Origin of the sequence: Marinifilum fragile JCM 15579 (assembly GCF_001310955.1) — a bacterium.
GTDB lineage: Bacteria > Bacteroidota > Bacteroidia > Bacteroidales > Marinifilaceae > Marinifilum > Marinifilum fragile.
The window spans coordinates 47536-70441 of the sequence record NZ_BAZX01000007.1 but is presented as its reverse complement, the minus strand read 5'-3'; the positions used below and the strand labels follow the sequence as shown (position 1 = coordinate 70441).

The window sequence follows — 22906 nt, the reverse complement described above, 5'->3', positions numbered from 1 at the left end:
AATGAAAAAACATACAGTACTTTTCATTCTGCTATTGCTATGCTTTAATATAAATGCTCAAACTCATTTGTTGGACAAAAAGATAAACCTAAACTTATCTGAAACCACTATTGAAAATGCACTGGATAGCATTGAACAAAAAGCCCAATGTTACTTTACCTATAATGCAGACCTATTTAAAAATCGTAAACCTTTAGATATTAATATTAAAAGTGAAAAACTTTCAAGCGTATTAAGAAAATTAATTCCTGATAAAGACCTTAATTTTCATGTTACCAAAAAGCATATTGTAATTGTTCCTGTAAAAGAAACGCTGAATGTACAAGCACCTAAGGAAATTATACCATACATCTCCTACCGAAAACTTGCCGGTATTGTTACGGATCAGAATTCAAAAGAAGCCTTACCATATGCAAGTATTGGAATAAGGGGAAAACATGTAGGTACCATAACCAACCAAGATGGTGAATTCTCATTAAGTATATCTTCGGAGAACTTAAATGACACCTTGGTATTTTCATATGTTGGCTATCAAAATAAGGAAATTGTTGTATCGCATCTGAAAAACAATCAAATTGAAGTGGCGCTGAAGGAAGATTTCATTTCACTTCAAGAAGTCATTATTCGCAATAATGACCCTTTAGTCTTGGTTCGTGCAGCTGTGAATAACATTTACAAAAACTATCCTCAAAAATCAACGAACCTAACCTCCTTTTACAGGGAATCGGTGATGAAAAATAACAAATACATGATTTATTTGGAATCAGTATTAGACATTTACAAAAACTCCTATTCTCAACAAAATGCATTGGAAAGAGTAAAAGTTTTTAAAAGTCGAAAAATCTATGATGTTACCAGATTAGATACCATTTCGTTTAGGCTAAAGGGTGGAATACAGGGATGTTTACAATTAGATATCGTAAAAAACCTACCTGAGTTTTTGAATGAGGAATATACGCATCTATACAATTATCGTTTGGTAGATATCAGCACCTACAACAACCGTTCGGTATATATTATTGAATTTAAGCCCAGACCCAAACTAAGTGAACCTCTATTGGAAGGAAGGTTATTTATTGAAACCACTAATTTGGCTATTATTCGCGCTGAATTTGGTTACGAAAAGTATCGATTGAATGAGCTTAAAGACAGATTCATTGTAAAAGGCAGTTCAAAAACCAAGGCGAAACCAACCATGGTAAATTATGTAGTTAGTTATCGCGATATCAACGGAAAATATTACTTAAACCATACATTGGGGAATTTAAAATTCAAGGTGAAAAATAAAAAGAAATTGTTCTCCAGTTATTTCTCCACTTCATTCGAGATGGCAACCACAAATATAAAATCGGAGGATGTTGTTCGCTTTAAATACAAGGAATCCATACCACCAACAACCATCTTTTCCAATCACCGAACAACCTACGATCCTACATTTTGGGGAAAAAGCAATTTTATAACACCCGAAGAAAGCATTCAGGATGCCTTAAAAAGAATCAACAACAGCATGCAACAAATCGCTTTGGGCAAGTCGGGACTAAATTAACATGAGGTCCGAGTAAAATTAAGAATTGTTGTATCTTTCGAGAAATTATTGAATTGAAAGTATGCCTTGGACTTGTCCCAATTGTAAGAGAATTCTTTCCGGACCAAATCAATATCATTCGTGTTATATTACCGATAAGGAAACACATACCAAGAAAATGGGTGATCGTGTAATGGACACCTTTACTCTATTAGAAGAATATGTGAACACTTTCGAAAATATCGAGATTTTGTACCTTAAAACCTGCATTCAGTTTAAAATTGGTGCAAATTTCTTATCCGTTTACCCTAAAAAAGATCGACTCGTATTGGAATATCAACTCCATCAGGAAGAAGATATTTTCCCTGTAATCTTTTGCAAACGAATATCTAAAAACAGAGTGCTCCATAGGCTTGTAATAGCCGAACCAGAAGATTTCGATACACAAATAAAGGATTGGATAAAGGCTGCCTATTGGACTGTTAGGAAAAAATAATTTATATTTTTGCTTCTCCTCTAATTACAATTGAAATTTTATTAGATGATAAATAATATAAAAAGCATACTTAAAAATCTATCTGGATTAATTATCGGAGCAGTATTCCTTTTTCTTACCCTACATGAAAAACCATTAGGTCCTGTATGGGAAAGTTTAGCAGGAGCCGATTATTTTTTCATCTTCCTAAGTTTTCTGTGCCTGTTTTTGGTATTTTACCTAAGAGCATTGCGTTGGAAACTATTAATTGAAGAAGCAGGAGAAACTCCTAAATCAGATAAAGTGCTTACCTCCCTCCTTTTAGGCTATTTCGTAAACAGCTTTACGCCTAAACTTGGCGAAATCATTCGTTGTACATCACTTCAAAAGAACTCGAAAGTTCCCGTGCCCGTATCTATGGGAAGTGTAATGGCCGAACGTGCATACGACTTATTAATATTAGGATTAGGAATTGTAAGCATATTCTTTATCGAAGTGGACAGACTTCAGGGAATAATAGATTCAACCATTGGTGGCATTTCACACATCTACGGATATCGTTACTTCTATGTATTGCCTATTCTTCTAATTCTCTTTGTCGTTTTGTTCTTGGTAAGTCTCAAAAAACTTAAAAAATCAGAGAAACCAATTATCCAGAAAGTTATAGGATTTTTACAAAGCATGTTTGAGTCGCTAAAACATGGTTTATTGCTAAAAAAGAGATTCAAGTTTATCCTACTTACCCTGTTAATTTGGATAGCATTGGTAATTTTAAATTACATATACCTACTATGTCTGCCTGAAACATCAGAATATTCAATCTTCTTTGCCGTAGTAATTTTATTTATTGGCGGTCTAGGTTGGGCACTACCTAGCCCAGGAGGTATAGGAACCACGCATTTCTTTTTGTTACAGCTATTTTTGGCCTATCAGCTCGATGCCAATGCGGGAATTAGTTTTGGAATATTATCGAACGGATTAACTTTTATTGGAACTCTTGTTTTGGGTGGCTATGGCTACTTTAGATATTGGGTAGAAACCAAACAAAAGAAGAATTAAAACTTTATCGCGCAAACTCAGTTTTTACAACTATCTTTGTCGCAAATTTGAAGACAAAGAATAATGAAGTTTAGCCAATATAGCTTTTCGGAAGATATAAAGAAAAATCTGGAAACACTGGGTTTTAAGCGACCTACAGATATACAATATAAAGCCATCCCTCCCATTGTAAAAGGTGAGGATGTTTTGGCTATTGCACAAACCGGTACCGGTAAAACGGCAGCTTTTGCCATTCCCATTATCGATAAAATTCACAAATCGAAGAAAAACAAAAGCAGTAAAGACATTAAATGTGTTGTAATGGTTCCTACTCGCGAGCTGGCAATACAAATTACCGAAGTGTTTCAGGAAATTGGCAAGTACACCAAAGTAAAGAGCTTTTGTGTTTTTGGTGGCGTTGAACAAGATCCGCAAATTGCAAAATTGCAGAAAGGAATCGACATCTTAATTTCGACACCTGGTAGGATGTTCGACCTAACAAGTCAAGGTTATATCAATTTGAGTGGCATTGATACCCTGGTATTGGATGAAGCGGATCACATGTTGGATTTAGGATTTATTAAAGACATTCAAGACCTAATTAAATTCTTGCCAAGAAACAGACAAACGCTTTTCTTTTCGGCAACCATTACGCCAAAAATTAAGAAGTTGGCCTATTCATTGGTTCGAAAAGCCATTCGCATTCAAATTTCACCGAAAGATCCGGTATCCAGAAATGTAGAGCATTCATTGGCATATGTAAAAATGGATGACAAACGTTTCTTCCTTGAACGCATTGCCAAAGAACATGAGGAAAGTAAAATTTTAGTTTTTGTAAGAACCAAAGTTCGTGCTGAACGTGTACACAAAGCAATGGATCGTGTGGGCGTAAAAACTCAATTGATTCATGGCGATAGAGAGCAAAAAGATCGTTTGGCAGCCTTAAATGAGTTTAAATCTGGCAAGGTAAAAATCTTAATTGCTACCGATGTAAGTGCTCGTGGAATTGACATTCCTAACGTAGATTACGTGGTAAACTACGATCTTCCTGATGTTTCTGAGAACTACGTGCACAGAGTTGGCCGTACAGGTCGTGGAGTACAAAAAGGGACTGCCATTTCGTTTTGCTGCCCTGATACAGAAAAGGAACTTTTGAACGAAATTCAAGATTATCTTGGAGGGGAAATTCAAGTTATGGATATCTCACACCAGGAATACTCTGCAACAATCGACTTTTCGGAAGATTATTCAAAAAGTTTAAAAGAACTTATGGAAGAAGCAGATGAATACTTCGAAAATCCAAAAAAGAAAAAAAGAAAGAAAAAGTAAAATACTTCGAGCTCAAACCAATATAGTTTGAGCTTTTCTTTTGAATATTTATTAAATTCGGTAATTCATTTTGCTTAACCACAAGCAAAAAGGTCTAATACACTAATTTCAATATCTTACACATGCAATCACTTATCTCTCCCGAAAGCAACATGGTGTTGTTTTTCGTTGTGGCAGGTGCTGCCGCCTTTGGAATCTATTCAGAACACAAAAAATGGTTTGGAAAACTATCAGGTATCTTGGTTACCATGATTTCCATGTCCTTATTGGCAATGGCTGGAGTTGTTCCGGTAGCATCCAACCCAAACATTAAGGTAGATGTTTACGAATTGGTTTTTTCGTACTTCATTCCCATTTCCATTCCTATGCTGCTGTTTAGTTCTAACATTGTAAAAATTGTAAAGGAAAGCGGCAAATTGCTTGTGGCGTACATTTTAGGAGCCATAGGGATTGTTTTGGGTTGTTTTTTGGCCTTCAACATTATTGATTTAGGTCCAGATTCTGGTAAAACTGCAGGAGTTATTGCAGCAACGCTTGTTGGTGGAAGTGTAAATTTTATAGCCGCTGCCGAAGCACTTAATTTTAGTACAAACCCATTATTTACAGCTACCATTGCTGTTGATAATTTTGTTTCCAACCTGTACACCCTATTCCTGTTTTTAACTCCATCTCTCCTATTTTTGGCTCGCTTTTTTGTAAAGCCTAAAGCCGAAAATCGTGTAGAAGAAAGCTCAGCAAAAAAAGCTGAATATCCTATCACCATGGAGCGAATTGCCGTTTCGGTATTTATTGCTGCATTAATCGCAGGAGCTGGCAGTTTTGTATCGCCATATTTACAAAGCCTTTTGAATACAGATATCAATTTAAGCATCCTAATCATTACGGTTTTTGCTGTGCTGGCAGCCAATCTGTTTCCAAAACAATTGCAGCCTCTTGAGAACACCGCATTCTCGGTTGGTTTATGGATGATGTATGTGTTTTTAGCAGTAATTGGTGCCGCTACCAATATTCAGCAAATTTTCAGTATCGGACCTGCTGTATTGGCATTCTACCTTACCATTATGATTTTCCACTTTGTGTTTCTACTGGCATTGGCAAAACTGTTCAAGCTTGATGTTTACGAAGTGGTAATCTCTTCGGCTGCCAATATCATGGGCCCGTCGGTTGCTGCTCCTATGGCCGCATCAATGGGACAAAAGAAATTGGTTACGCCTGGTATTTTAGTCGGTATTTTAGGCTATGTAATTGGTACTTTTATTGGCGTTAGTATTGCGATTTATTTGAGCTAGAACTTATAGGTAATTATATATAAAAGGGTTGTTTCATCTAATGAGACAACCTTTTTTCTTTCCTTCTTCCTACTTTTCGATTCCCTTTTCTTACTTACCCATTCATTCTTGTTACAAATCGATTCCCTTTTCCTACTTACCCATTCTTTCTTGTTACAAATCGATTCCCTTTTCCTACTTACCCATTCATTCTTGCTACTAATCGATTCCCTTTTCCTACTTACCCATTCATTCTTGCTACTAATCGATTCCTTTTTCTTACTTACTCATTACTTCTTTCTTCTTTTCTGCACTTTCTTCTTCTTTTTTGTAATATCCTTCTTTCAATGTCTATTATTACCTATCTTGATTCTAACTATACCCATTCTAATATCCTCGAAGTTCTATTGTTTTTTTATATCAATCAATATACCATACTACTTTTCTCATGGTTATGGTTCATTGCAAATGCAATGATCTTTTTTTTACAAACCATACGTGTAGTATCGAACTTAATTGTCTAATAAATGAGGGTAGGTAATATTGCAATAAAAACATTAAATTCATAACCAATATATGCCTACTTGATATATTTAACATATGAATTGAAAATAAAGGGAATAACAAGCGCGATATCGATGACACAAAGCTCTACTAACTATTCTATAGAATTACTTACGGAAAAAAGAATTGAAGAACTGTTTAAGGAACACTATGCGGTTTTAACGGCCTATGCCCATAAATTTCTTTCCGATTTGGATGATGCACGGGAAATTGTCCAAAATGTATTTGTTCAATTAATTGATCACAAAGACACGGTAAAGATTCACACCTCGGCAAAAGCACATTTGTATACCTCTGTTCGGAATGCATGTTTAAATGCAATCAAACAAAAAAACACGCATGCCAAGCATCATGAAAATATCAAGTACTTGAACTCGGATATTGGAACTGGTGTTGACAAAATTTTGGAGCAAACCGAATTAGAGTATGAATTGTATCAAGCCATTGATGAATTGCCTGAACAATGTCAGCGTATTTTTAAAATGAATCGTTTTGATGGTTTTACCAACCAGGAAATTGCCGATCAGTTAGGCATATCAAAACGAACTGTAGAAACACAAATCAGCAAAGCATTAAAAATCCTACGAAATAAAATAGGACCAATGCTAGCTAGCCTGCTGATTTTATGGCTTATGGAAAAAATGTGATTTTTTTTCAAATTTAAATACGTGTAAGGATATTCTTACTTGTCTTACTATTAGAAAAGGGAAAATGAACGAGAACAAACAACATATCGACGAGCAAATATTATTAAGCATTTTAAATCAAAAGGCTTCGGAAAAAGATGTAGAAACATTCGAAAAGTGGATGGCATCAAATCCGGAAAACAAAGCTGCTTTTGATAAAATGCGTAAGATTTGGGAAAAGAGTTCTGAAATTGAGGTATTCGATAAAATTGATGTAGCAGCAGACTGGAAACTGGTAAAATCAAAAAGCGGTGCATCGGTTAAATCAAGAAAACTTAGGGTTTTCATGCGATATGCAGCTTCAATTGTGCTTTTAATCGGTTTGAGTTTTGTGTTGCTTTACCAAACCACTCCTGGATTTGGAAAATTGGCTCAGCAAAAGACAGAAATAAACAAAGATCAGGTTCTTTTGGCTGATGGAACACAAGTTTATTTAAATCAGAACAGCCGATTGGTATATCCAAACCACTTTGGCAGTAAAAAACGAAATGTAAAATTGGAAGGTGAAGCTTACTTTCAGGTAAAATCAGATCCATCCAAACCATTTATAATCACTTCTGAAAATGCGATAATTGAAGTACTTGGTACCGCCTTTAATGTTCGCAACGATGAGTATGGAAGAACCATAGTAACCGTTCAATCTGGAAAAGTAAGTTTAACAGATCAGAAAACTAAAAAAGTGGTTTACCTGACCAAAGGTGAAAAGGGAATTTTGCACAATTCCAATCTTACCGAGTCGGAAAATGACGAACCAAATTTTGATGCCTGGAAAACTGGAATTCTAAGATTTAATAAAACACCAATACCTGTAGTTTTTAAATACATAGAAGACTACTATGGTGTAAAAATTACGAACAGATGCGAAAGAATAGATACGCTGACATTTAACAGCATATTCAACAACGATGATATCAAAGATGTGATATCAGAACTGGAATTGCATCTGAATGTAAAAACAGTGAAAAGAGGCAAGCATCTCATTATTTCAGAAAAAAGTAATTAAATCTAATAGAAAGAAACAATGAAACGAACATGAATTTTAGCATTCTAAAATACACACATGAGAATGATTAAATTCATCGAGAGTTCCATCTAGCCAAAAAATAAAATTTAAACAGATGAAAAATAAAATTGCACTGATATCATTCATTCTATTGTTAAGCGTTTCATTTGCAAAGGCACAAAAAACAGTAGTTAAAGCTAATATGCTTAGTCCATTGGTACGAACAGGATCATTTTTTGTAGAGCATCAATTAAACGATAATAGCAGTATACAGTTGGGCTTACTGTATACCGGAAAAACCTGGGATGAAACACAAATCAGAGGCTGGGGAGTTACACCTGAATACAGATTCTATCTTTCTGATTCACCTGCTCCAAAAGGTTTTTTTGTTGCCCCATACGCCAGATATTTACATTTTGAATTGGAAAACGAAGCCAATAACGAAGCAAAAATGAATGGATTAGGAGCAGGATTAATTATTGGACAACAATATATTTTCAAAGATAGGGTTAGCTTTGAATGGTTCTTTGGTCCAGGTTACACCAATATTGATTTGGATGTAGAATCAGGTGTTGAAGATGACTTTGAAACCGGTAGCTGGGATGGTTTTACCTTGCGAGCAGGAATCACTTTAGGGATCGTATTTTAAAAAATCACAAAACGTATTAAAATAAATAATTACTCGATAATTTGAGTGAAAGGCTCAAACTTGTGTCAAAAAATTTAATAAACAAATAAATAAACATGAAAAGATTATTAATTATTGCAGCAATTGCATTCGGATTTTTCTCAACATCAAATGCTCAAAAAGTAGAATATAAAGTAATTACTTCAGTAGAGTCAATCGTTCCTATGGGAATTGGTCGTTCAAGAATCATTGAAGAGAAAGATCCAATTGAGGCTGCAAATTTCACCACTGAAAGAACCGATGGTAAGAAAAGCAAACAAAAAGCGGTGAAAAGAGCGGATGCAAAAGTCAATCTCTTTTCTGAAACCAAATTATTAAACTTCTATAGTATTGCAGGTATTAATTTCCAGAATATTGCTTCTAATGATGCTTTAATTTCGTCAAAAATTAACAAGCTTACTAACGATGGATGGGAATTGGCCTTTGTTGCTAGTGGTGTTGAAAGTGATAGTGGAAAAGGTGATGGTAAAGGGATATTTATTACCAGATATATCTTTAAAAGGGTAAATAATAATTAATCCCCTCCTGTCAATTGAAATTATAATATATTCATCAAATAAAATGCATTAAATGGGAAGCCTTATGGGCTTCCTTTTGTTGTTTATAATGACAATAATTAATTTTACGGCCTTAACCAATCACATCCTTTAATTCATGGTAAAATTTATTTTTACTTTTTCATTATTGCTATGTTTTCTATCGGCCTATTGTCAGAATGTCAATCTGCAGCAAGAAATTAGCCTTCCCAAAAGTCGTTATCAATTATCCGAACTGCTGGAAGAAATTACAAGTCAAACTAAGGCCCAGTTTAGTTTTACCAGTGAACTAAATACCAATAAAAGGGTTCAACTATCTGATTCGGTTTCATCCATTAGAGATATTTTAAACCAATCAATCAACCTGAAAAATTTTAAGATTCAGGCAAGAGGCGGTAAAATTTTCATTGTCTCTATTCCACCATACGATAGAAAATACAGAATCAGCGGATACATTAGTGATGCCAAATCTGGAGAAGTATTAATCAATGCAACTGTTGCAAACCTGAGCAACTTCACAGGAACAGTTAGTAATAATTTTGGTTTTTATAGTTTGAGCTTAAAAAACAAAACACACCTTTTACAGTTTTCTTTTGTGGGTTACAAAGAGGTACTTCTAGATATTGAGCTGGAAAGAGATACTACCATTAATATATCCTTGCAACCCATAACCATGCTTCAGGAAGTTAAAGTAACCGCAGACGAGAGAGCAAACAACATTAATCATTTATTTGTTAGTACGAATAGTTTCCAGGCCAAAAACATGCAGCAAACCGGTGTTTTTGGTGAAAATGATTTGTTCCAAAACCTAAGACATTTGCCTGGTGTGCAAAACAGCAACGAAGGTTTAGGTGGCCTAAATATTAGGAATGGTTCACCCGATCAAAATCTTATCCTATTAGATGATGTTCCTGTTTATTATTCTTCGCATTTAATGGGCCTGTATTCTGTTTTTAATCAGGATGCCCTCAACCAGGTAAAGTTGGTTAAAGGTGGTTTTCCTGCACATTATGGAGGCAGAGTTTCTTCGGTTTTAGACATTCGTATGAAAGATGGAAATACCAAGAAATTGGAAGGAGGCTATAGTTTGGGATTGCTTACTGCTAAGTTCAATCTAAATGGGCCAATCAAAAAAGATAAAACTACATTCAATTTATCTATCCGAAGGACCTATCTTGATCTTTTGATCAATGGAATTCTGGACCTTTCAGGTAGCGATGTAAATGCTGGCTACTATTTTGGTGATTTGAACTGGAAAATTGTGCACCGATTTTCTCAACGAGATAAACTATACTTCAGTACTTATTGGGGAGGTGATTTGGCCAGTGTAAAAAGCTCAGAAAATATTTCTACAAACATCAGAGAAAAAGTTAGATATAAACTAGGTTGGGGTAATTTTACCAACTCACTACGCTGGAATCATGTTTACAACGATCATTTATTTGGCAACACTACTCTGATTTTAAGTAGATACACTTTTTTGTTGAAAGAAAAGAGAAGTCAAAAAGCCAATGATTCAGATTACATGGAAAATTACATTCATGAATTTAAATCTGGTATTCGTGATTTCTCATTCAAAACGGAGTTTGACTTTATCCCTGATTACAAGCATTATTTAAAATTTGGAGTAGAAGCTTCCCTGCATCACACCAAGCCGGGTAGTGATTTTCTCAAAAACACAAGAGATAACAACCCTGGAATTTCAACTGATGAATTAATCAAATCAAAAGAGCTTAACTTATATGGTGAAGCTCAAATTAGATTTGGTAAAAAATTACTGCTTAATATGGGAACTCGCTGGAGCAGTTTCATTGTCGATAACACCTATTACTCCACAATTGAACCAAGGTTAAATTTGCAATATTTCCTTACTCCAAAATGGTCATTTACAAGTAGCTTTTCTCAAATGACACAATATCTTCATTTGGTAAGAACGAGTACCTTAAGTTTGCCCACCGATTTATGGTTTCCGGTAACCAGAAAAATTAAACCGATCGATTCTTTCCAATATACAACCGGAACACATTATTCGTTTAACGAATCGGTTAAACTAAATATCGAATTTTATCACAAACTAAGTCGAAATTTACTGGACTTGAAAGGAACATCATACTTTCAAGATGTTAGCTCTGACTGGGAAAATATGGTTGAAAGTGGCAAAGGATGGAGCAAAGGATTGGAAGTTGAACTTAGCAAAAGTCTGGGGAAAACAAATGGAAACATTGCCTATACTCTATCTCAATCAAAAGTAAGATTTAAAGGCATTAACAATAGTAAGGCCTATGCTTCTCCTTATGATCGACGACACAATTTTTCCATTCAAGTCAATCAGTTCATTAGCAATAAAACCAAGTTTTCAGCCTTCTGGACTTATGGCACAGGGCTTCCCGCAACATTATCAACTTCAAATATTACAGCAATATCTCCTTATGATCCTTCCTCATTTGAAACTAAAACTGTCTATACGGAAAGAAATTCTTACAGACTTCCTGACTATCATCGTTTAGATTTGTCAATTAGCTTTATGAAGAAAAAGAAACATGGAACAAGATCTTGGGATATAAGCATTTATAATTTTTACAATAGAAAAAACACTAGCTTTATGTATGTATCTACTGATAACAGTACATCTACTGATCCTAAATTAAAAAAAATCAATCTGTTCTCATTTATACCAAGTGTTAGCTATTCCTATAAATTTTAATCCTTTAAACATGAATTATTTTAAATTATTAATCAGCTTAATTTTATTATTACTAGTTATTTCATGTGAAGAGGAAGCTGAACTTCCTACGGCTCAATCTGATCCAATCATTTCAATTAACTCATTAATTGGAGTAGATAGTTTAATTAAGGTCAATTTATCGAAGAGTGTTGGATCTCCTGTTGAAATCCAATACATCTCAGATGCAACAATTACCGCATATAAAAACGATAAGGAATTAGGTGAATTCATTTATCGGGAAAATGGCACTTATGAACTCCCAGAGCAATATCTGGCGAGTGAATCCGAATATCAAATTACCATTACTCATCCAAATTTCAAGAAGGTAACAACACAAACCATTGCTCCCAAAAAAGTATTAATCAACGACATCAAACTTTTGAATGATGTATCAGAAGGTAAAACCACATTTAAATTAAAATTTACTGATGATGCAAGTCAAAGCAACTACTATATGCTACTAGTAAAAGGTATATCAAATAATTACTCGAATGTAATTGAATATTATAGCAACGATATTGTATTTGAAGGGAATTTGAATGTAAATGATAATGGATTCGAACAAAATATGCTGCGAGGTAGCCGAAGTTTTTCCGATGAAAACTTTGAAAGTTCACAAGTTGAGATTTCATTTTATATTTTGAATGATGATTTTTTTGTGGATTATCAAGAATATAAAATTGAGTTGTATCACCTAAATGAAGATTATTTTAATTACGAAAGGTCGTTTGTATCTCTTGAAAATAAAGGCGATTTGCCATTTTCTAATAAAACGAATCTCTATTCCAATGTTGAAGGAGCATTTGGAATTTTCACAAGCTATGCTTTGGATTATAAAATTGTATCAAAACAATAATTTTATGACATTGAGGGTTATATTAAAAATTGATTTATTTTTATTGAACCACACTTAAACTCATTTCAATGTCAAAATACCTTCCTTTCTTAATAATATTAATTTTAAACATAGCGAATCCGATATTTGCACAAGAAAATTTCAAATGGGTGGCTGTAAAAAAAGGTGAAGGATTCAATGCCTTTTTATACAGGAATCAACTTACTCCAGCCAAACATAGCGCAAAATTCAAATCCTTAAACCAAGGGCGCTTCACAAAAAGTGGTCATTTAATTGCAGGAAAAAAATACAAAGTACCACTGCGATACTCCACCTATTCCATTCCACTTCTTGGAAAAGAACATGAAAGTGTAAAGCAAATAGACAATTTGCTTGAAGGTGCGGTCATTCACTTGGTAGCTGGTCATGGTGGTCCTGATCCTGGAGCAGTAGGTAAGGTATCGGGCAATAAAATTTGTGAAGATGAGTATGCTTATGATATTGTTTTAAGATTGGGCAAAGAACTTATGTCGCATGGTGCCAAGGTGCATTTCATTATTAGAGATGACAATGATGGAATTAGAAACGCAGCTTTTTTAAAGCCTGATAAAGATGAAAAGTGCTATCCATCGCAGGTAATTCCAAAAAAACAGACCCCACGCTTAAGACAAAGAGCTGCTGCTGTAAACATTTTAGCGAGGAAGGAAAAGCCAGGAACCTATCAGCGCTTAATTATACTGCATCTCGATTCAAGAAGTAAAAGAAACAGAACCGATGTATACTTTTATCATCATTCTAATAGTGCAAAAGGCAAAAAGCTTGCATTAATGCTTCAGGAAAAGATGAAAGTCAAATACGCAAAATATCAGCCTAACAGGAAATATACAGGAACCATTGGAACAAGAAGATTATACATGCTAAAAACGACCACACCTCCATCGGTGTTTGTCGAACTTGGGAATATCAACAACTACAGAGATCAGATTAGATTTACCAAAACTGATAACAGACAAGCTCTGGCTAATTGGCTTTGCGAAGGAGTTATTGATGATTATAAGGCACAAAAGTAATATCGATTATTAATTTGTATGAGCCATTTGTTCATTTTGTTTCAAATGGCTAACAAATTATATCGGCATTATACCTAACGGATAATAGAGCTTATAACAGCTCTTTTTCTATAAATGATATAAAAAGTAAGAAAAGAAAAGTGTTTTTATTTTTAATCATTTATATAATTTCTAAGCGTAACACTTATGTGTAAATTTCAAAACTACTGGTTCAACACTATTGTGGAAATCCTCATACGATAACATGAGTAATTCGGTATGAGTTCCAGCGTTGAATACGATATCATCATCTTCTACTAAACTTTCTGACACATAAACTTCCAGGTTATAAAGATTTCCAAAAGGAGGCATTGCTCCTACCTCGCACTGAGGAAAAATATCTTTAAACTCCTGTTCGTGAGCTAATTCAACTTTTTTACAGCCTAACATTTGCTTTAACAAATCAAAATCGATTAAATAAGATGCAGGTAATACGGCCATTGCCATTCTACCATCTATTTTAATCATTACAGTTTTTGCAAGCATTTTCCCGGGAATATGGGCCGATGCTGCAATCTGTTGAGCTGTATAAGCTGAAGAATGCCGAATCGTAACATATTTTATCTGTCGTTCATCTAAATATTGCTTTAACTTTCGGATAGGCATAGCGTTCTTGTTCTATGGTTTAAAATTTGCAATCTGCATAAGGCTTCATCACCTTTAATCGGTCAAGCCGATGAGTTATATACCTTTCTTTTCTCACTTTCACCCCTATTTTAGAAGCATTAGAGGGAACTATTAAAATACAAAAAAAAAAGGTGGAAGTAAAGGGTAAAAAGTTTTAAATAAAGAATCTAGACAAAACTCTCAAATGTTAAAAAAATGAAAAAAGAGTGCTTACTACGAAAATTATCGTACTAATATTTTGTATTACGAAATCTTTCGTATAATTTTATCTACGAAATTAATCGTATAACGGAATTCACCACAAAATGCCAAAGAAGATTAAGCCAACCGAAGCAGAATTAGAGATTTTGCAAGTATTATGGACTTATGGTCCGTCGACAGTACGTTTTGTAAACGAAAAATTAAAAACTGGAAGAGATGTTGGATACACAACAACTCTAAAGGTGATGCAAATCATGACGGAAAAAAATATGCTTCGCAGAGAAAAAAACTCTCGAACTCATATTTATGAGGCTATTGTGGAAGAAAAAGAAACCAAAAATCTTCTCATAGATAAATTCATATCTACCCTGTTCAACGGATCAACATCAGGAATGGTATTGCAAGCACTGGGCAATAAAACATGCAGTACCGAAGAACTGAATAAAATTCGCAATTTAATTGATGACATCGAATCATCACAAAAGTCTGAATCCCATGAATAGTTTTAGTTTATACAAATTGGTTGATGCTTTGGGATGGACCCTCCTGCATTCAGTATGGCAAATTGTGATTTTTGGACTTATCGTTTGGATTCTTTTTCGATTTATATCAAAAGATAATGCCAAACTAAGATATGGAGTGGCAAGCTTAGCTTTGGCTTTTATATTTGTGAGCTTTGCCATTACATTTTTCCATTACCTTCCATTATCTAATCATAACAATGGTTCCGATCTAAGTTTAAGTCCTGAACTACTGTTGTATCTTCTCAATAGTAGTCCTGAAACTCTAAATCAATTTAGTTTTGAAAATTTACATATCGACAGGTATTTTCCAATAATGGTGAATATTTGGATTATTGGTGTTTGTATTCTTTCATGTCATATGACATTCAATTATTTGCAAACCATAAAATTACGTAAACACCTCACCTATCCGGTATCGAAAAAGACGCAAATCATTGCCGATAAGCTCAGTCAAAAGCTCAACTTAAATCAAAACATTACATTGTTGGAGTCTGGCTATGTTCAAACTCCATCCTTAGTAGGATATTTTAAACCTATGATTTTGCTGCCGGTAAGCATGCTTAGCGGAATACCAGAAAATCAATTGGAAATTATTATAGCACACGAGTTGGCGCATATCAAGCGTCACGATTATTTATTTCAATTTATTCAAGGCATAATAGAATTGTTATTTTTCTATCATCCTGTTGTTTGGTGGCTATCTTCTGTGGTTAATACCGAAAGAGAACACATTTGTGATGATCTGGCGGTAAAGGTTTGTGGTGAATCCTTAACCCTAATTAAAGCATTAAATAATATGGAAGCAATTAGAAAAAAGAGATTCGAATTGGTATTGGGATTATCAGGTAAAAAGGATAATCTATTAAATCGAGTACAACGAATTGTGAGACAAAAACCTTCGGTGAAAAAGACAAACAAAATCGTTTTTAGTGGTTTATTTGTTCTTCTTCTTAGTGGATTCATTTTGATTTCGAATTTTGCCATTTCGGGCAATGCATTAACTGGCAAGCAATTTTTCTCAAAGATTAATGTGTTAGATCAAAATCAACAAAATGGATCTGATGCTATGCTCCTTGCTCCTGATAAGAAGAAAAGGAAATCTAAAAAGAACAAAAAAGCAAATGAGACGCTTGAATCAACTGAAATTGTTGAAGTGGAATCAGAAATTGAAGATGTAGTTGAAATTACTCCTGAAATAGAACTGGAGGATGTAGCAGAAATTGCACCTGAAATCGAGCTTGAACCTGTTGCTGAAGTGAATTCAGAAGAGGAATTTCCGATAGATTTTGATGTTGATTTTGAGATTCCTCAAGATTCTTTAAAATCAAAAGAGTGGCTCCAGAAAAAAGTAAACGAAATAATTAAGGAGCAAAAAATTGAATTAGAAAAGGCTGCCCAGGAATTACAGGATGTCAAAGTAGAAATGAACTTTGATAAAATGCGTCTGGAAATGGAAAATGCTCTTAAGGATTTGGATGTTGAGCAGATTAAAAAAGAAATGCAAGAGCAGCAAGCTGAATTAAGGAAAGAACTTGAGGAGTTAACAAATCAGAATTTAATCAAGCAACTTGAATTGGAAAAAGAACTTCAGAAGGAAGAACTAAGCAATGAGCTTAAAGAAATTGAATCTGACAAAAAGCTTAATGAAAAAGAAAAAGCTGAAATTAAGAAAAGAATTCAAGAGACAATTGAAAAAGTTAATTCCAAAGAATTTAAAGAGCAGTTGAAGAAAAACATTGAAAGATCTCAGAAATCTCTTCAAGAGCATCTTGAAAAAATGGAATCAGGAGAATTTGAAAAGCAGCTTCAAAAACAAAGAGAATCCATAAAAAAGCAGATTGAAAAATTTAATTCTCCCAAATATCAAATGGAACTTCAAGAAAAACTTGAAAGAAGCAGGGAAAGCATTCAAAAGCATTTGGAAAAACTAAACACTCCTGAGTACAGAAAAGAACTTGAAGAACAAATCAAACAAGAAAAAAATAATAAGAATCAATCCGTTAGAACTAAGGGTTTTTATGAAGGTGAGAATTTACTTATTGTCCTTGATGGAAAAGTAATCGACAAGAACACTTTTAAATCTTTAGAGCCAAGTACCATTAATTCCATTGAAATATTGAAGGACAAGAATGCAACCGATTTGTATGGTGAAAAAGCATCAAACGGAGCCATAATTATTAATACCATTGAAAATAAAAGAAAGACAGCGCATTTGGTTCAAGTAAAAGGAGTTTCAGGAGCAAAGAACCCTCTTTTTATTTTGGATGGTAAACCATTGGATTATGAACAATTTAAAAAGCTTGATTCAAGCAGTTATAAAAGTGTAACTGTATTAAAAGATGAGTCGGCCACTGCCTTATATGGAAAAGCTGCTGAAAATGGTGTTGTGCTTGTTACAAGTAAAGGTGAATCAGATGAAATGTCTAATCAGTTTCGTTTAGAAAACTTTTCCGGAAAAGATGCTCCTTTATTCATTGTTGACGGAAAGAAAACAACAATAAAAGCCTTAAATAAATTGTCACAAAATGATATCGAAAGCGTAACGGTTTTAAAGGATAAATCGGCAATTGAGCAGTTTGGTGAAAATGGTAAAAATGGAGTTGTACTTGTTTCACTAAAAAATAAAGAAGATGTTGACAACACTTCCATTAAAATTAAGGGAAAGCTAAGAAAAAATAGCCCTATCTACGTTGTGGATGGTAAGATTATTTCTGGAAAAGAAATGGATTTCATTAAATCCAAGGATATCGAAAGTATTAATGTCTTAAAGGATAAATCAACCATTGACAAGTATGGAGAAAAAGGGAAACAAGGAGCTATTGAGATTACATTAAAAAAATAAAAACTCAATATCAATTTTATACAAAGGATCACGAAAAAGTGATCCTTTTTTTATAGTATACTCTGATTTGCAAGCAGAATAACAAATTCGTAACTTGATGATGAGAATATAAAAATATGCAACCATGCTTCTAATTCTTGTGATATTATCAAGCTATATCCTTATTAGAATTGTTTCAATATTCAGCAATTATCTAAAAGCTTTTTCCAGAAACGAGCACCTTCGTTTTGCATTTGGTATTGCTGCAATCATCGTAGGCGCTTTGCATATTATGTTCCCAATATTTTTTAGTCACCTATTCTCAACTATTTTTAAATCTACCTATACGGCCACCAGTATTTCAGGATTTATACAAATCATTTGTGGAGTTGGCTTATTAATCCGAAGAGTATACAAGGAAGCTGCCATATTATTAATGATCCTTCTCGCGCTATTTATACCCTTAAGCATTTTTATGATGATGGATTACATTCCTGGACCATTAGGCCCAGAATATGAACCCATTCTAGGATATGTTAGAATCTTATCATTTCCTATATTAATATGGACTTTATTTAAAGTATGTGATATGTCTCCAAGAAAGGGACTTCAAACAGATCGATTTAAACATGATATATAACCAATTACAAACCTAAAATTTAAAATATGAGCTACTATATTAAAAGAAGTACAAACTTTAGCTTCGATGATGCTATTGAACGAATTACCAAAGCTGTACAAACAGAAGGATTTGGAATCTTAACAGATATTGATGTGACTGCAACGTTGAAAGAAAAGATTAATGTTGATTTTAAAAAATATCGCATTCTTGGTGCATGTAATCCAACATTTGCCTACGAGGCATTCCAAGTTGAAGATCAAATTGGAATAATGATGCCATGTAATATTACAGTAATTGAGCAGGATAATGGTCATGTAGATATTTCAATTATGGATCCTACGGCTGCTTTTAATGTAATTGAAAACGAAGAGTTGCAGCCATTTGCCATCGAGCTAAAGAAAAAACTGGAGCGTAGTCTTACCTATCTTGATGAATAACACACAAAAATCTTAAATATGAAATCATTTCTAATTTTAATTATTGTTGTTATTTGCATCCCCAGTTCTATCATCGCACAAAAAGAAAATAAACCTGTTGATCCAACCCGCCAGTTTGACTTTTGGGTTGGTGACTGGGATGTTTATACAGAAGAAAATTTAGTTGGCAAGAATAAAATCGTATTTCTCCAAAATAAAAATGTAATTCAGGAGAATTGGGTTTCTGAGAAAGAAAATTTTACCGGTACCAGTTACAGTTTCTATAATCCAAAAACAGCCAAATGGCACCAAATATGGATTGATAAGAATGGTAACAACCTTCTTCTTACAGGTGAGTTTTCCGATGGCAAAATGGTTCTTACCAGTGGCTTAGACTCTAATATGGGTGAACCAAACTCCAAACACAGAATAACATGGACACAGCTAACAAACGGCAATGTGAAACAAGTTTGGGAATCAACTACGGATAGTGGGAAGAGTTGGAATGTTCAATTTCAAGGGATTTATAAGAAATCAAATTGATAAACTAATTTTGGTTAATATATATTTCCATCTGCATCAACCATTGGTACAAACCTAACGGGTATGACATTGCGTTGAATCACTTCGTCTTTCTTCTTTTCAAGAAGAACCAATTTTTTCACATATTTTAAGCCAACAGGAATCACAAGCTTTCCTCCTTCAGCCAACTGATCAATCAAAGCTTGTGGTATTTTTGTTGGCGAACAAGTTACAATTATGCCATCAAAAGGAGCTTTTTCCGGCCAACCTAAATATCCATCACCATATCGGGTATTAACATTTTCATAGTTTAAAGAATCCAGAACAAAAGCTGCTCTTTTTTGCAATGGTTTTACAATCTCTATGCTATACACTTCTCCACCCAATTCTCCAAGAATAGCGGCCTGATAACCTGATCCCGTTCCTATTTCCAATAGCTTCTCTCCTTCTTCCACCTCTAGCAATTGAGACATTAATCCAACAATATATGGCTGTGAAATGGTTTGTCCATGTCCAATTGGCAATGGGCGATCTTGATAAGCATACTTCTGCAAATAATGGGGCACAAACAAATGCCGTTGTACTTTTTGCATGGCTTTAATTACTTCCGAGTCATTTATTCCCCGGGATTTTATCTGTTCAGCCACCATTTTAAACCTCTGTTCTTTAAAATCCATTTTCTGAACATTTTGTCTCACAGGAATAACAATACCAGTAATAAGCAAAACCAAACCGTATATTAAACTAAAGTTCATTTTATCCCATTTTTGATATTGAAATATACCTTATTAGTTGTATACTATAAATTTACGACTTTATTAGTGCTTATCGAAATGTCCTTGCATGCATCTTTTATCGCAGATGTACTAAAAAGGAGATTTATTTTATTAAATTCACAATTGACCTTTGTCTCTTTAAAGCGCTATAATATGAAGAAGTTTACAATTCTATCCATCTGTTTTCTTATTTCAATTAAACTAATCGCACAACAATTCAATATTGTTGATTTTTCTCGAAACATATCGGCAGAAAACATCAAAAATGATGTATATGAATTGGCTTCAGCAAAAATGCAAGGTAGAGAAACAGCCAAGAATGGTCAAAAATTGGCAGCTGTATACATCTACAAACAGTTCAAAAAAGCAGGCTTAATTGGCTACAAAATGCAAACCGATAGTTTGAGTTATTTTCAAAACTTTTCAATCTACTCCAAAACAGTTCCAGGTCTAAATCTTTCTGTCAATGGAAAAAAACTTAGCGAGTACGAAGATTTTGCATTATCTGGATACAAAAGTTTTAAAGCAGATGATCTTGATTTAATTTATTTAGGAACAGCACCTGATAGCTCGTATACAAACAAAGACTTATCCAATAAGGCAGTATTGTTTCTCACATCCAATTTATATGCTGGTCCTGTAAAGGCTCTTGATATCATTAATAAAACCAATTGTAATATCGTTTTTTACTGTAATCCGCTGAATCCTCATCAGATTCAAACGGTTATGCAAAGACAAAAAAACATGTTTAGTAGGAGACAAATTTTACACCCCAAAAGATTCCCTTTAAATATTCCTTTCGATTCACTAGCTCAACCTGAACAATATAACAGGTATAATAGAATGCTTAGTACTTATCAAGGCCCTATCAGTGCTAAAGCTGTTGCTAAAATCCTAAAGGTAAAAGTAAAAGATCTTAAAAAATGTATCAATGGTAGTCCTTTCAAAATAAAAAACGATGAAAAACTAAAAATTGATGTAGTACTTCAAAACGAGTACAATTTGCAATCAACGGAAAATGTAATTGCCTGTATCCCTGGAACTGAGAAGAAGGATGAATACATCGTTTTATCCGCTCATTACGATCATATTGGAATGAATGGACAAAAAATATATTACGGAGCAAATGATAATGCATCGGGAACTGCAGCCTTGTTGGAGGTTGCCCGAAAACTAAAAAAAGCTGTGGATGCTGGTTTACAACTAAAGCGAAGTTTTGTATTTGCTGCATTTACCGGTGAAGAAAAAGGCCTGTTGGGATCAAAATATTTTGTAGAGTCTAATACTTTTCCTCACAGCAATATTAAAACCAATTTAAATATTGATATGCTGGGTAGAAAGGATAACCGCCATGAGAACCTTAATTTTGTATACCTACTTGGAGCAAATGATCTGGACCCAAAGCTTAAATCAATTACTGATAGTATAAACAATCAATATCCAAAACTCGAATTGGATTATTCCTATGATACTGCAGATAATTTTCTCTATTCTGCATCGGATCAAGCGTCATTTGTAAAAAGAAATATACCCGCGATCTTTTATTTTAATGGATTACACAATGATTATCACAAAACCACAGATACTCCAGATAAAATAGATTATGAAGCCATTAAAAAAGTAAGTAGTTTAATTTTTCTTACAGCTATAGAATTGGCTAATCAAGAGTAAATTAGAAGCATTCACATTAAGTTGTTAGAAGTAATTTTTCGGAAAGATTAAGTAAAACTTAAACAAAAAGAAAACATAAATTCTTTTTTTACGTAAGTTTGTATTGTTCATGGTGAATTCTATAAGCATACAATTATGAGTATCAAAAAATCCTGCCAATATCTTAGTCTTGCGCTATTATTCATGGGAATAATATCTTGTTCGGAAAATGACAAACACACTGGTTTTATCGATCCGAATGAAGAATTATTAGTTGGTTTAAGCAAGGTGGAAGGCTATGATCACACTTACAATTACGATTTTAACATATTGAAAGAAAGGGAAAGTGTTGACTACTATGTTCCTGTTAGTATTGGTCAGGCTCTAAACAGAATTCCTGCTGAAATGAGAAATAAAATCAATCTTATTTCTACATCAGAATTGCCTTTTGAAGTAAATACCCAGAAAGCAAATATTGTTACTTCCTGGAATGACAAAAATAAACTTGTATTTCAAATTCAAATCTCATATCTGGAGAATGATGAAAGTTATGCCACCAATTTCAAAGATTTCTTTACGATTTCAGTAACTCAACATCCAAACAATCCTTTTGATGAAATGAGTGAAAAGGAATTGGAAACTTTGAAAGAGGATCTGGAAAAAAGAAGATACCAAAACTTAAAATTAACCGATACAGATACTTTATACTATTTGCCTAAGTCAGATGATAACATGTGGCCAAGAATGTTTGACTATTACAAATATGTTGAAGCAGAAAAAAGAATTTATAAAGAATCTACAGGATCTTACCAATACTATGCTTGGTACAACGGTTTGATCTACAAAATCGGTTTCAATATGGATGTTAGTGCCATTGACGCCGAAGCTATGGTTAGAGAGATTATACTAGCCAACTAGAGATATAATATTCCCAATAATAAAAAAAGGACGGAAAACCGTCCTTTT

21 protein-coding genes are annotated in these 22906 nt (G+C 33.9%); 19 read left to right on the top strand and 2 right to left on the bottom strand.

Annotation, left to right across the window (positions count from 1 at the left end; genetic code table 11):
• The first annotated feature begins 1 nt into the window (after position 1).
• The 12 genes from JCM15579_RS07715 (at position 2) to JCM15579_RS07660 (ending at position 13742) form a co-directional block, all read left to right on the top strand.
• Positions 2-1546, top strand: a complete 1545-nt coding sequence (locus JCM15579_RS07715; RefSeq protein ID WP_172677394.1) for a carboxypeptidase-like regulatory domain-containing protein — start codon at positions 2-4, stop codon at positions 1544-1546.
• A gap of 61 nt (positions 1547-1607) precedes the next feature.
• Positions 1608-2021 (top strand): DUF5655 domain-containing protein, encoded by a 414-nt coding sequence (locus tag JCM15579_RS07710; protein WP_054718151.1) that lies wholly within the window; start codon positions 1608-1610, stop codon positions 2019-2021.
• 45 nt (positions 2022-2066) lie between these two features.
• The gene (locus JCM15579_RS07705) at positions 2067-3059 is read left to right on the top strand and encodes a lysylphosphatidylglycerol synthase transmembrane domain-containing protein (RefSeq protein WP_054718148.1); all 993 of its coding nucleotides are present in this window, start codon (positions 2067-2069) and stop codon (positions 3057-3059) included.
• Positions 3060-3122: 63 nt separating this feature from the next.
• Entirely contained in the window at positions 3123-4367 is a 1245-nt protein-coding gene (locus JCM15579_RS07700; RefSeq protein ID WP_054718145.1) for a DEAD/DEAH box helicase, read from the top strand.
• A 122-nt stretch (positions 4368-4489) separates the two neighbouring features.
• Positions 4490-5656, top strand: coding sequence for a DUF819 family protein (locus tag JCM15579_RS07695; RefSeq protein ID WP_054718142.1), 1167 nt, complete (start codon positions 4490-4492; stop codon positions 5654-5656).
• A gap of 617 nt (positions 5657-6273) precedes the next feature.
• Complete coding sequence (locus JCM15579_RS07690; RefSeq protein ID WP_054718139.1) at positions 6274-6846, top strand: RNA polymerase sigma-70 factor; 573 nt, start codon at positions 6274-6276, stop codon at positions 6844-6846.
• A gap of 64 nt (positions 6847-6910) precedes the next feature.
• Complete coding sequence (locus JCM15579_RS07685) at positions 6911-7888, top strand: FecR family protein (RefSeq protein WP_054718136.1); 978 nt, start codon at positions 6911-6913, stop codon at positions 7886-7888.
• A 115-nt stretch (positions 7889-8003) separates the two neighbouring features.
• Positions 8004-8537, top strand: a complete 534-nt coding sequence (locus JCM15579_RS07680) for a DUF3575 domain-containing protein (RefSeq protein WP_054718133.1) — start codon at positions 8004-8006, stop codon at positions 8535-8537.
• Between the two features lie 95 nt (positions 8538-8632).
• Positions 8633-9094 carry a hypothetical protein gene (locus JCM15579_RS07675; protein WP_054718129.1) on the top strand — a complete coding sequence of 154 codons (462 nt, stop codon included), beginning with the start codon at positions 8633-8635 and terminating at the stop codon, positions 9092-9094.
• Between the two features lie 136 nt (positions 9095-9230).
• On the top strand, positions 9231-11816 hold the full coding sequence (locus JCM15579_RS07670) for a TonB-dependent receptor (protein WP_054718126.1): 2586 nt from the start codon (positions 9231-9233) through the stop codon (positions 11814-11816).
• A gap of 10 nt (positions 11817-11826) precedes the next feature.
• Positions 11827-12693, top strand: a complete 867-nt coding sequence (locus JCM15579_RS07665) for a DUF4249 domain-containing protein (RefSeq protein WP_157471387.1) — start codon at positions 11827-11829, stop codon at positions 12691-12693.
• Between the two features lie 68 nt (positions 12694-12761).
• Positions 12762-13742: an N-acetylmuramoyl-L-alanine amidase family protein gene (locus tag JCM15579_RS07660; RefSeq protein WP_054718121.1), complete on the top strand. Its 981-nt coding sequence runs from the start codon at positions 12762-12764 to the stop codon at positions 13740-13742.
• 171 nt (positions 13743-13913) lie between these two features.
• On the opposite strand, the gene JCM15579_RS07655 is transcribed toward JCM15579_RS07660, so the two are convergent.
• Complete coding sequence (locus JCM15579_RS07655) at positions 13914-14387, bottom strand: aminoacyl-tRNA deacylase (RefSeq protein ID WP_054718119.1); 474 nt, start codon at positions 14385-14387, stop codon at positions 13914-13916.
• A gap of 326 nt (positions 14388-14713) precedes the next feature.
• On the opposite strand from JCM15579_RS07655, the gene JCM15579_RS07650 reads away from it, so the two are divergent.
• The 5 genes from JCM15579_RS07650 (at position 14714) to JCM15579_RS07630 (ending at position 19535) form a co-directional block, all read left to right on the top strand.
• Positions 14714-15112 carry a BlaI/MecI/CopY family transcriptional regulator gene (locus JCM15579_RS07650; RefSeq protein ID WP_054718117.1) on the top strand — a complete coding sequence of 133 codons (399 nt, stop codon included), beginning with the start codon at positions 14714-14716 and terminating at the stop codon, positions 15110-15112.
• A complete protein-coding gene (locus tag JCM15579_RS07645) occupies positions 15105-17975 on the top strand; it encodes a M56 family metallopeptidase (RefSeq protein ID WP_054718114.1) in 2871 nt (956 codons plus the stop codon). The genes JCM15579_RS07650 and JCM15579_RS07645 overlap by 8 nt, the downstream gene beginning before the upstream one ends.
• Before the next feature lie 124 nt (positions 17976-18099).
• On the top strand, positions 18100-18594 hold the full coding sequence (locus JCM15579_RS07640; protein ID WP_054718111.1) for a DoxX-related protein: 495 nt from the start codon (positions 18100-18102) through the stop codon (positions 18592-18594).
• Between the two features lie 26 nt (positions 18595-18620).
• Positions 18621-19013, top strand: a complete 393-nt coding sequence (locus tag JCM15579_RS07635) for a DUF302 domain-containing protein (RefSeq protein WP_054718107.1) — start codon at positions 18621-18623, stop codon at positions 19011-19013.
• Between the two features lie 18 nt (positions 19014-19031).
• Complete coding sequence (locus tag JCM15579_RS07630; RefSeq protein ID WP_054718104.1) at positions 19032-19535, top strand: hypothetical protein; 504 nt, start codon at positions 19032-19034, stop codon at positions 19533-19535.
• A gap of 14 nt (positions 19536-19549) precedes the next feature.
• On the opposite strand, the gene JCM15579_RS07625 is transcribed toward JCM15579_RS07630, so the two are convergent.
• The gene (locus JCM15579_RS07625) at positions 19550-20269 is read right to left on the bottom strand and encodes a protein-L-isoaspartate(D-aspartate) O-methyltransferase (protein WP_054718101.1); all 720 of its coding nucleotides are present in this window, start codon (positions 20267-20269) and stop codon (positions 19550-19552) included.
• 174 nt (positions 20270-20443) lie between these two features.
• Between JCM15579_RS07625 and JCM15579_RS07620 the strand changes: the two genes are divergently transcribed.
• Both JCM15579_RS07620 and JCM15579_RS07615 read left to right on the top strand, forming a co-directional pair.
• Positions 20444-21961 (top strand): M28 family metallopeptidase, encoded by a 1518-nt coding sequence (locus tag JCM15579_RS07620; RefSeq protein ID WP_054718098.1) that lies wholly within the window; start codon positions 20444-20446, stop codon positions 21959-21961.
• Between the two features lie 135 nt (positions 21962-22096).
• Entirely contained in the window at positions 22097-22858 is a 762-nt protein-coding gene (locus tag JCM15579_RS07615; protein WP_157471385.1) for a hypothetical protein, read from the top strand.
• Positions 22859-22906 lie beyond the last annotated feature (48 nt).

What these genes read in the sequence shown, in the direction of transcription:
- JCM15579_RS07715 (WP_172677394.1), top strand. Translation starts at nt 2, where the DNA reads ATGAAAAAACATACAGTACTTTTCATTCTGCTATTGCTATGCTTTAAT.
- JCM15579_RS07710 (WP_054718151.1), top strand. Translation starts at nt 1,608, where the DNA reads ATGCCTTGGACTTGTCCCAATTGTAAGAGAATTCTTTCCGGACCAAAT.
- JCM15579_RS07705 (WP_054718148.1), top strand. Translation starts at nt 2,067, where the DNA reads ATGATAAATAATATAAAAAGCATACTTAAAAATCTATCTGGATTAATT.
- JCM15579_RS07700 (WP_054718145.1), top strand. Translation starts at nt 3,123, where the DNA reads ATGAAGTTTAGCCAATATAGCTTTTCGGAAGATATAAAGAAAAATCTG.
- JCM15579_RS07695 (WP_054718142.1), top strand. Translation starts at nt 4,490, where the DNA reads ATGCAATCACTTATCTCTCCCGAAAGCAACATGGTGTTGTTTTTCGTT.
- JCM15579_RS07690 (WP_054718139.1), top strand. Translation starts at nt 6,274, where the DNA reads ATGACACAAAGCTCTACTAACTATTCTATAGAATTACTTACGGAAAAA.
- JCM15579_RS07685 (WP_054718136.1), top strand. Translation starts at nt 6,911, where the DNA reads ATGAACGAGAACAAACAACATATCGACGAGCAAATATTATTAAGCATT.
- JCM15579_RS07680 (WP_054718133.1), top strand. Translation starts at nt 8,004, where the DNA reads ATGAAAAATAAAATTGCACTGATATCATTCATTCTATTGTTAAGCGTT.
- JCM15579_RS07675 (WP_054718129.1), top strand. Translation starts at nt 8,633, where the DNA reads ATGAAAAGATTATTAATTATTGCAGCAATTGCATTCGGATTTTTCTCA.
- JCM15579_RS07670 (WP_054718126.1), top strand. Translation starts at nt 9,231, where the DNA reads ATGGTAAAATTTATTTTTACTTTTTCATTATTGCTATGTTTTCTATCG.
- JCM15579_RS07665 (WP_157471387.1), top strand. Translation starts at nt 11,827, where the DNA reads ATGAATTATTTTAAATTATTAATCAGCTTAATTTTATTATTACTAGTT.
- JCM15579_RS07660 (WP_054718121.1), top strand. Translation starts at nt 12,762, where the DNA reads ATGTCAAAATACCTTCCTTTCTTAATAATATTAATTTTAAACATAGCG.
- JCM15579_RS07655 (WP_054718119.1), bottom strand. Translation starts at nt 14,387, where the DNA reads ATGCCTATCCGAAAGTTAAAGCAATATTTAGATGAACGACAGATAAAA.
- JCM15579_RS07650 (WP_054718117.1), top strand. Translation starts at nt 14,714, where the DNA reads ATGCCAAAGAAGATTAAGCCAACCGAAGCAGAATTAGAGATTTTGCAA.
- JCM15579_RS07645 (WP_054718114.1), top strand. Translation starts at nt 15,105, where the DNA reads ATGAATAGTTTTAGTTTATACAAATTGGTTGATGCTTTGGGATGGACC.
- JCM15579_RS07640 (WP_054718111.1), top strand. Translation starts at nt 18,100, where the DNA reads ATGCTTCTAATTCTTGTGATATTATCAAGCTATATCCTTATTAGAATT.
- JCM15579_RS07635 (WP_054718107.1), top strand. Translation starts at nt 18,621, where the DNA reads ATGAGCTACTATATTAAAAGAAGTACAAACTTTAGCTTCGATGATGCT.
- JCM15579_RS07630 (WP_054718104.1), top strand. Translation starts at nt 19,032, where the DNA reads ATGAAATCATTTCTAATTTTAATTATTGTTGTTATTTGCATCCCCAGT.
- JCM15579_RS07625 (WP_054718101.1), bottom strand. Translation starts at nt 20,269, where the DNA reads ATGAACTTTAGTTTAATATACGGTTTGGTTTTGCTTATTACTGGTATT.
- JCM15579_RS07620 (WP_054718098.1), top strand. Translation starts at nt 20,444, where the DNA reads ATGAAGAAGTTTACAATTCTATCCATCTGTTTTCTTATTTCAATTAAA.
- JCM15579_RS07615 (WP_157471385.1), top strand. Translation starts at nt 22,097, where the DNA reads ATGAGTATCAAAAAATCCTGCCAATATCTTAGTCTTGCGCTATTATTC.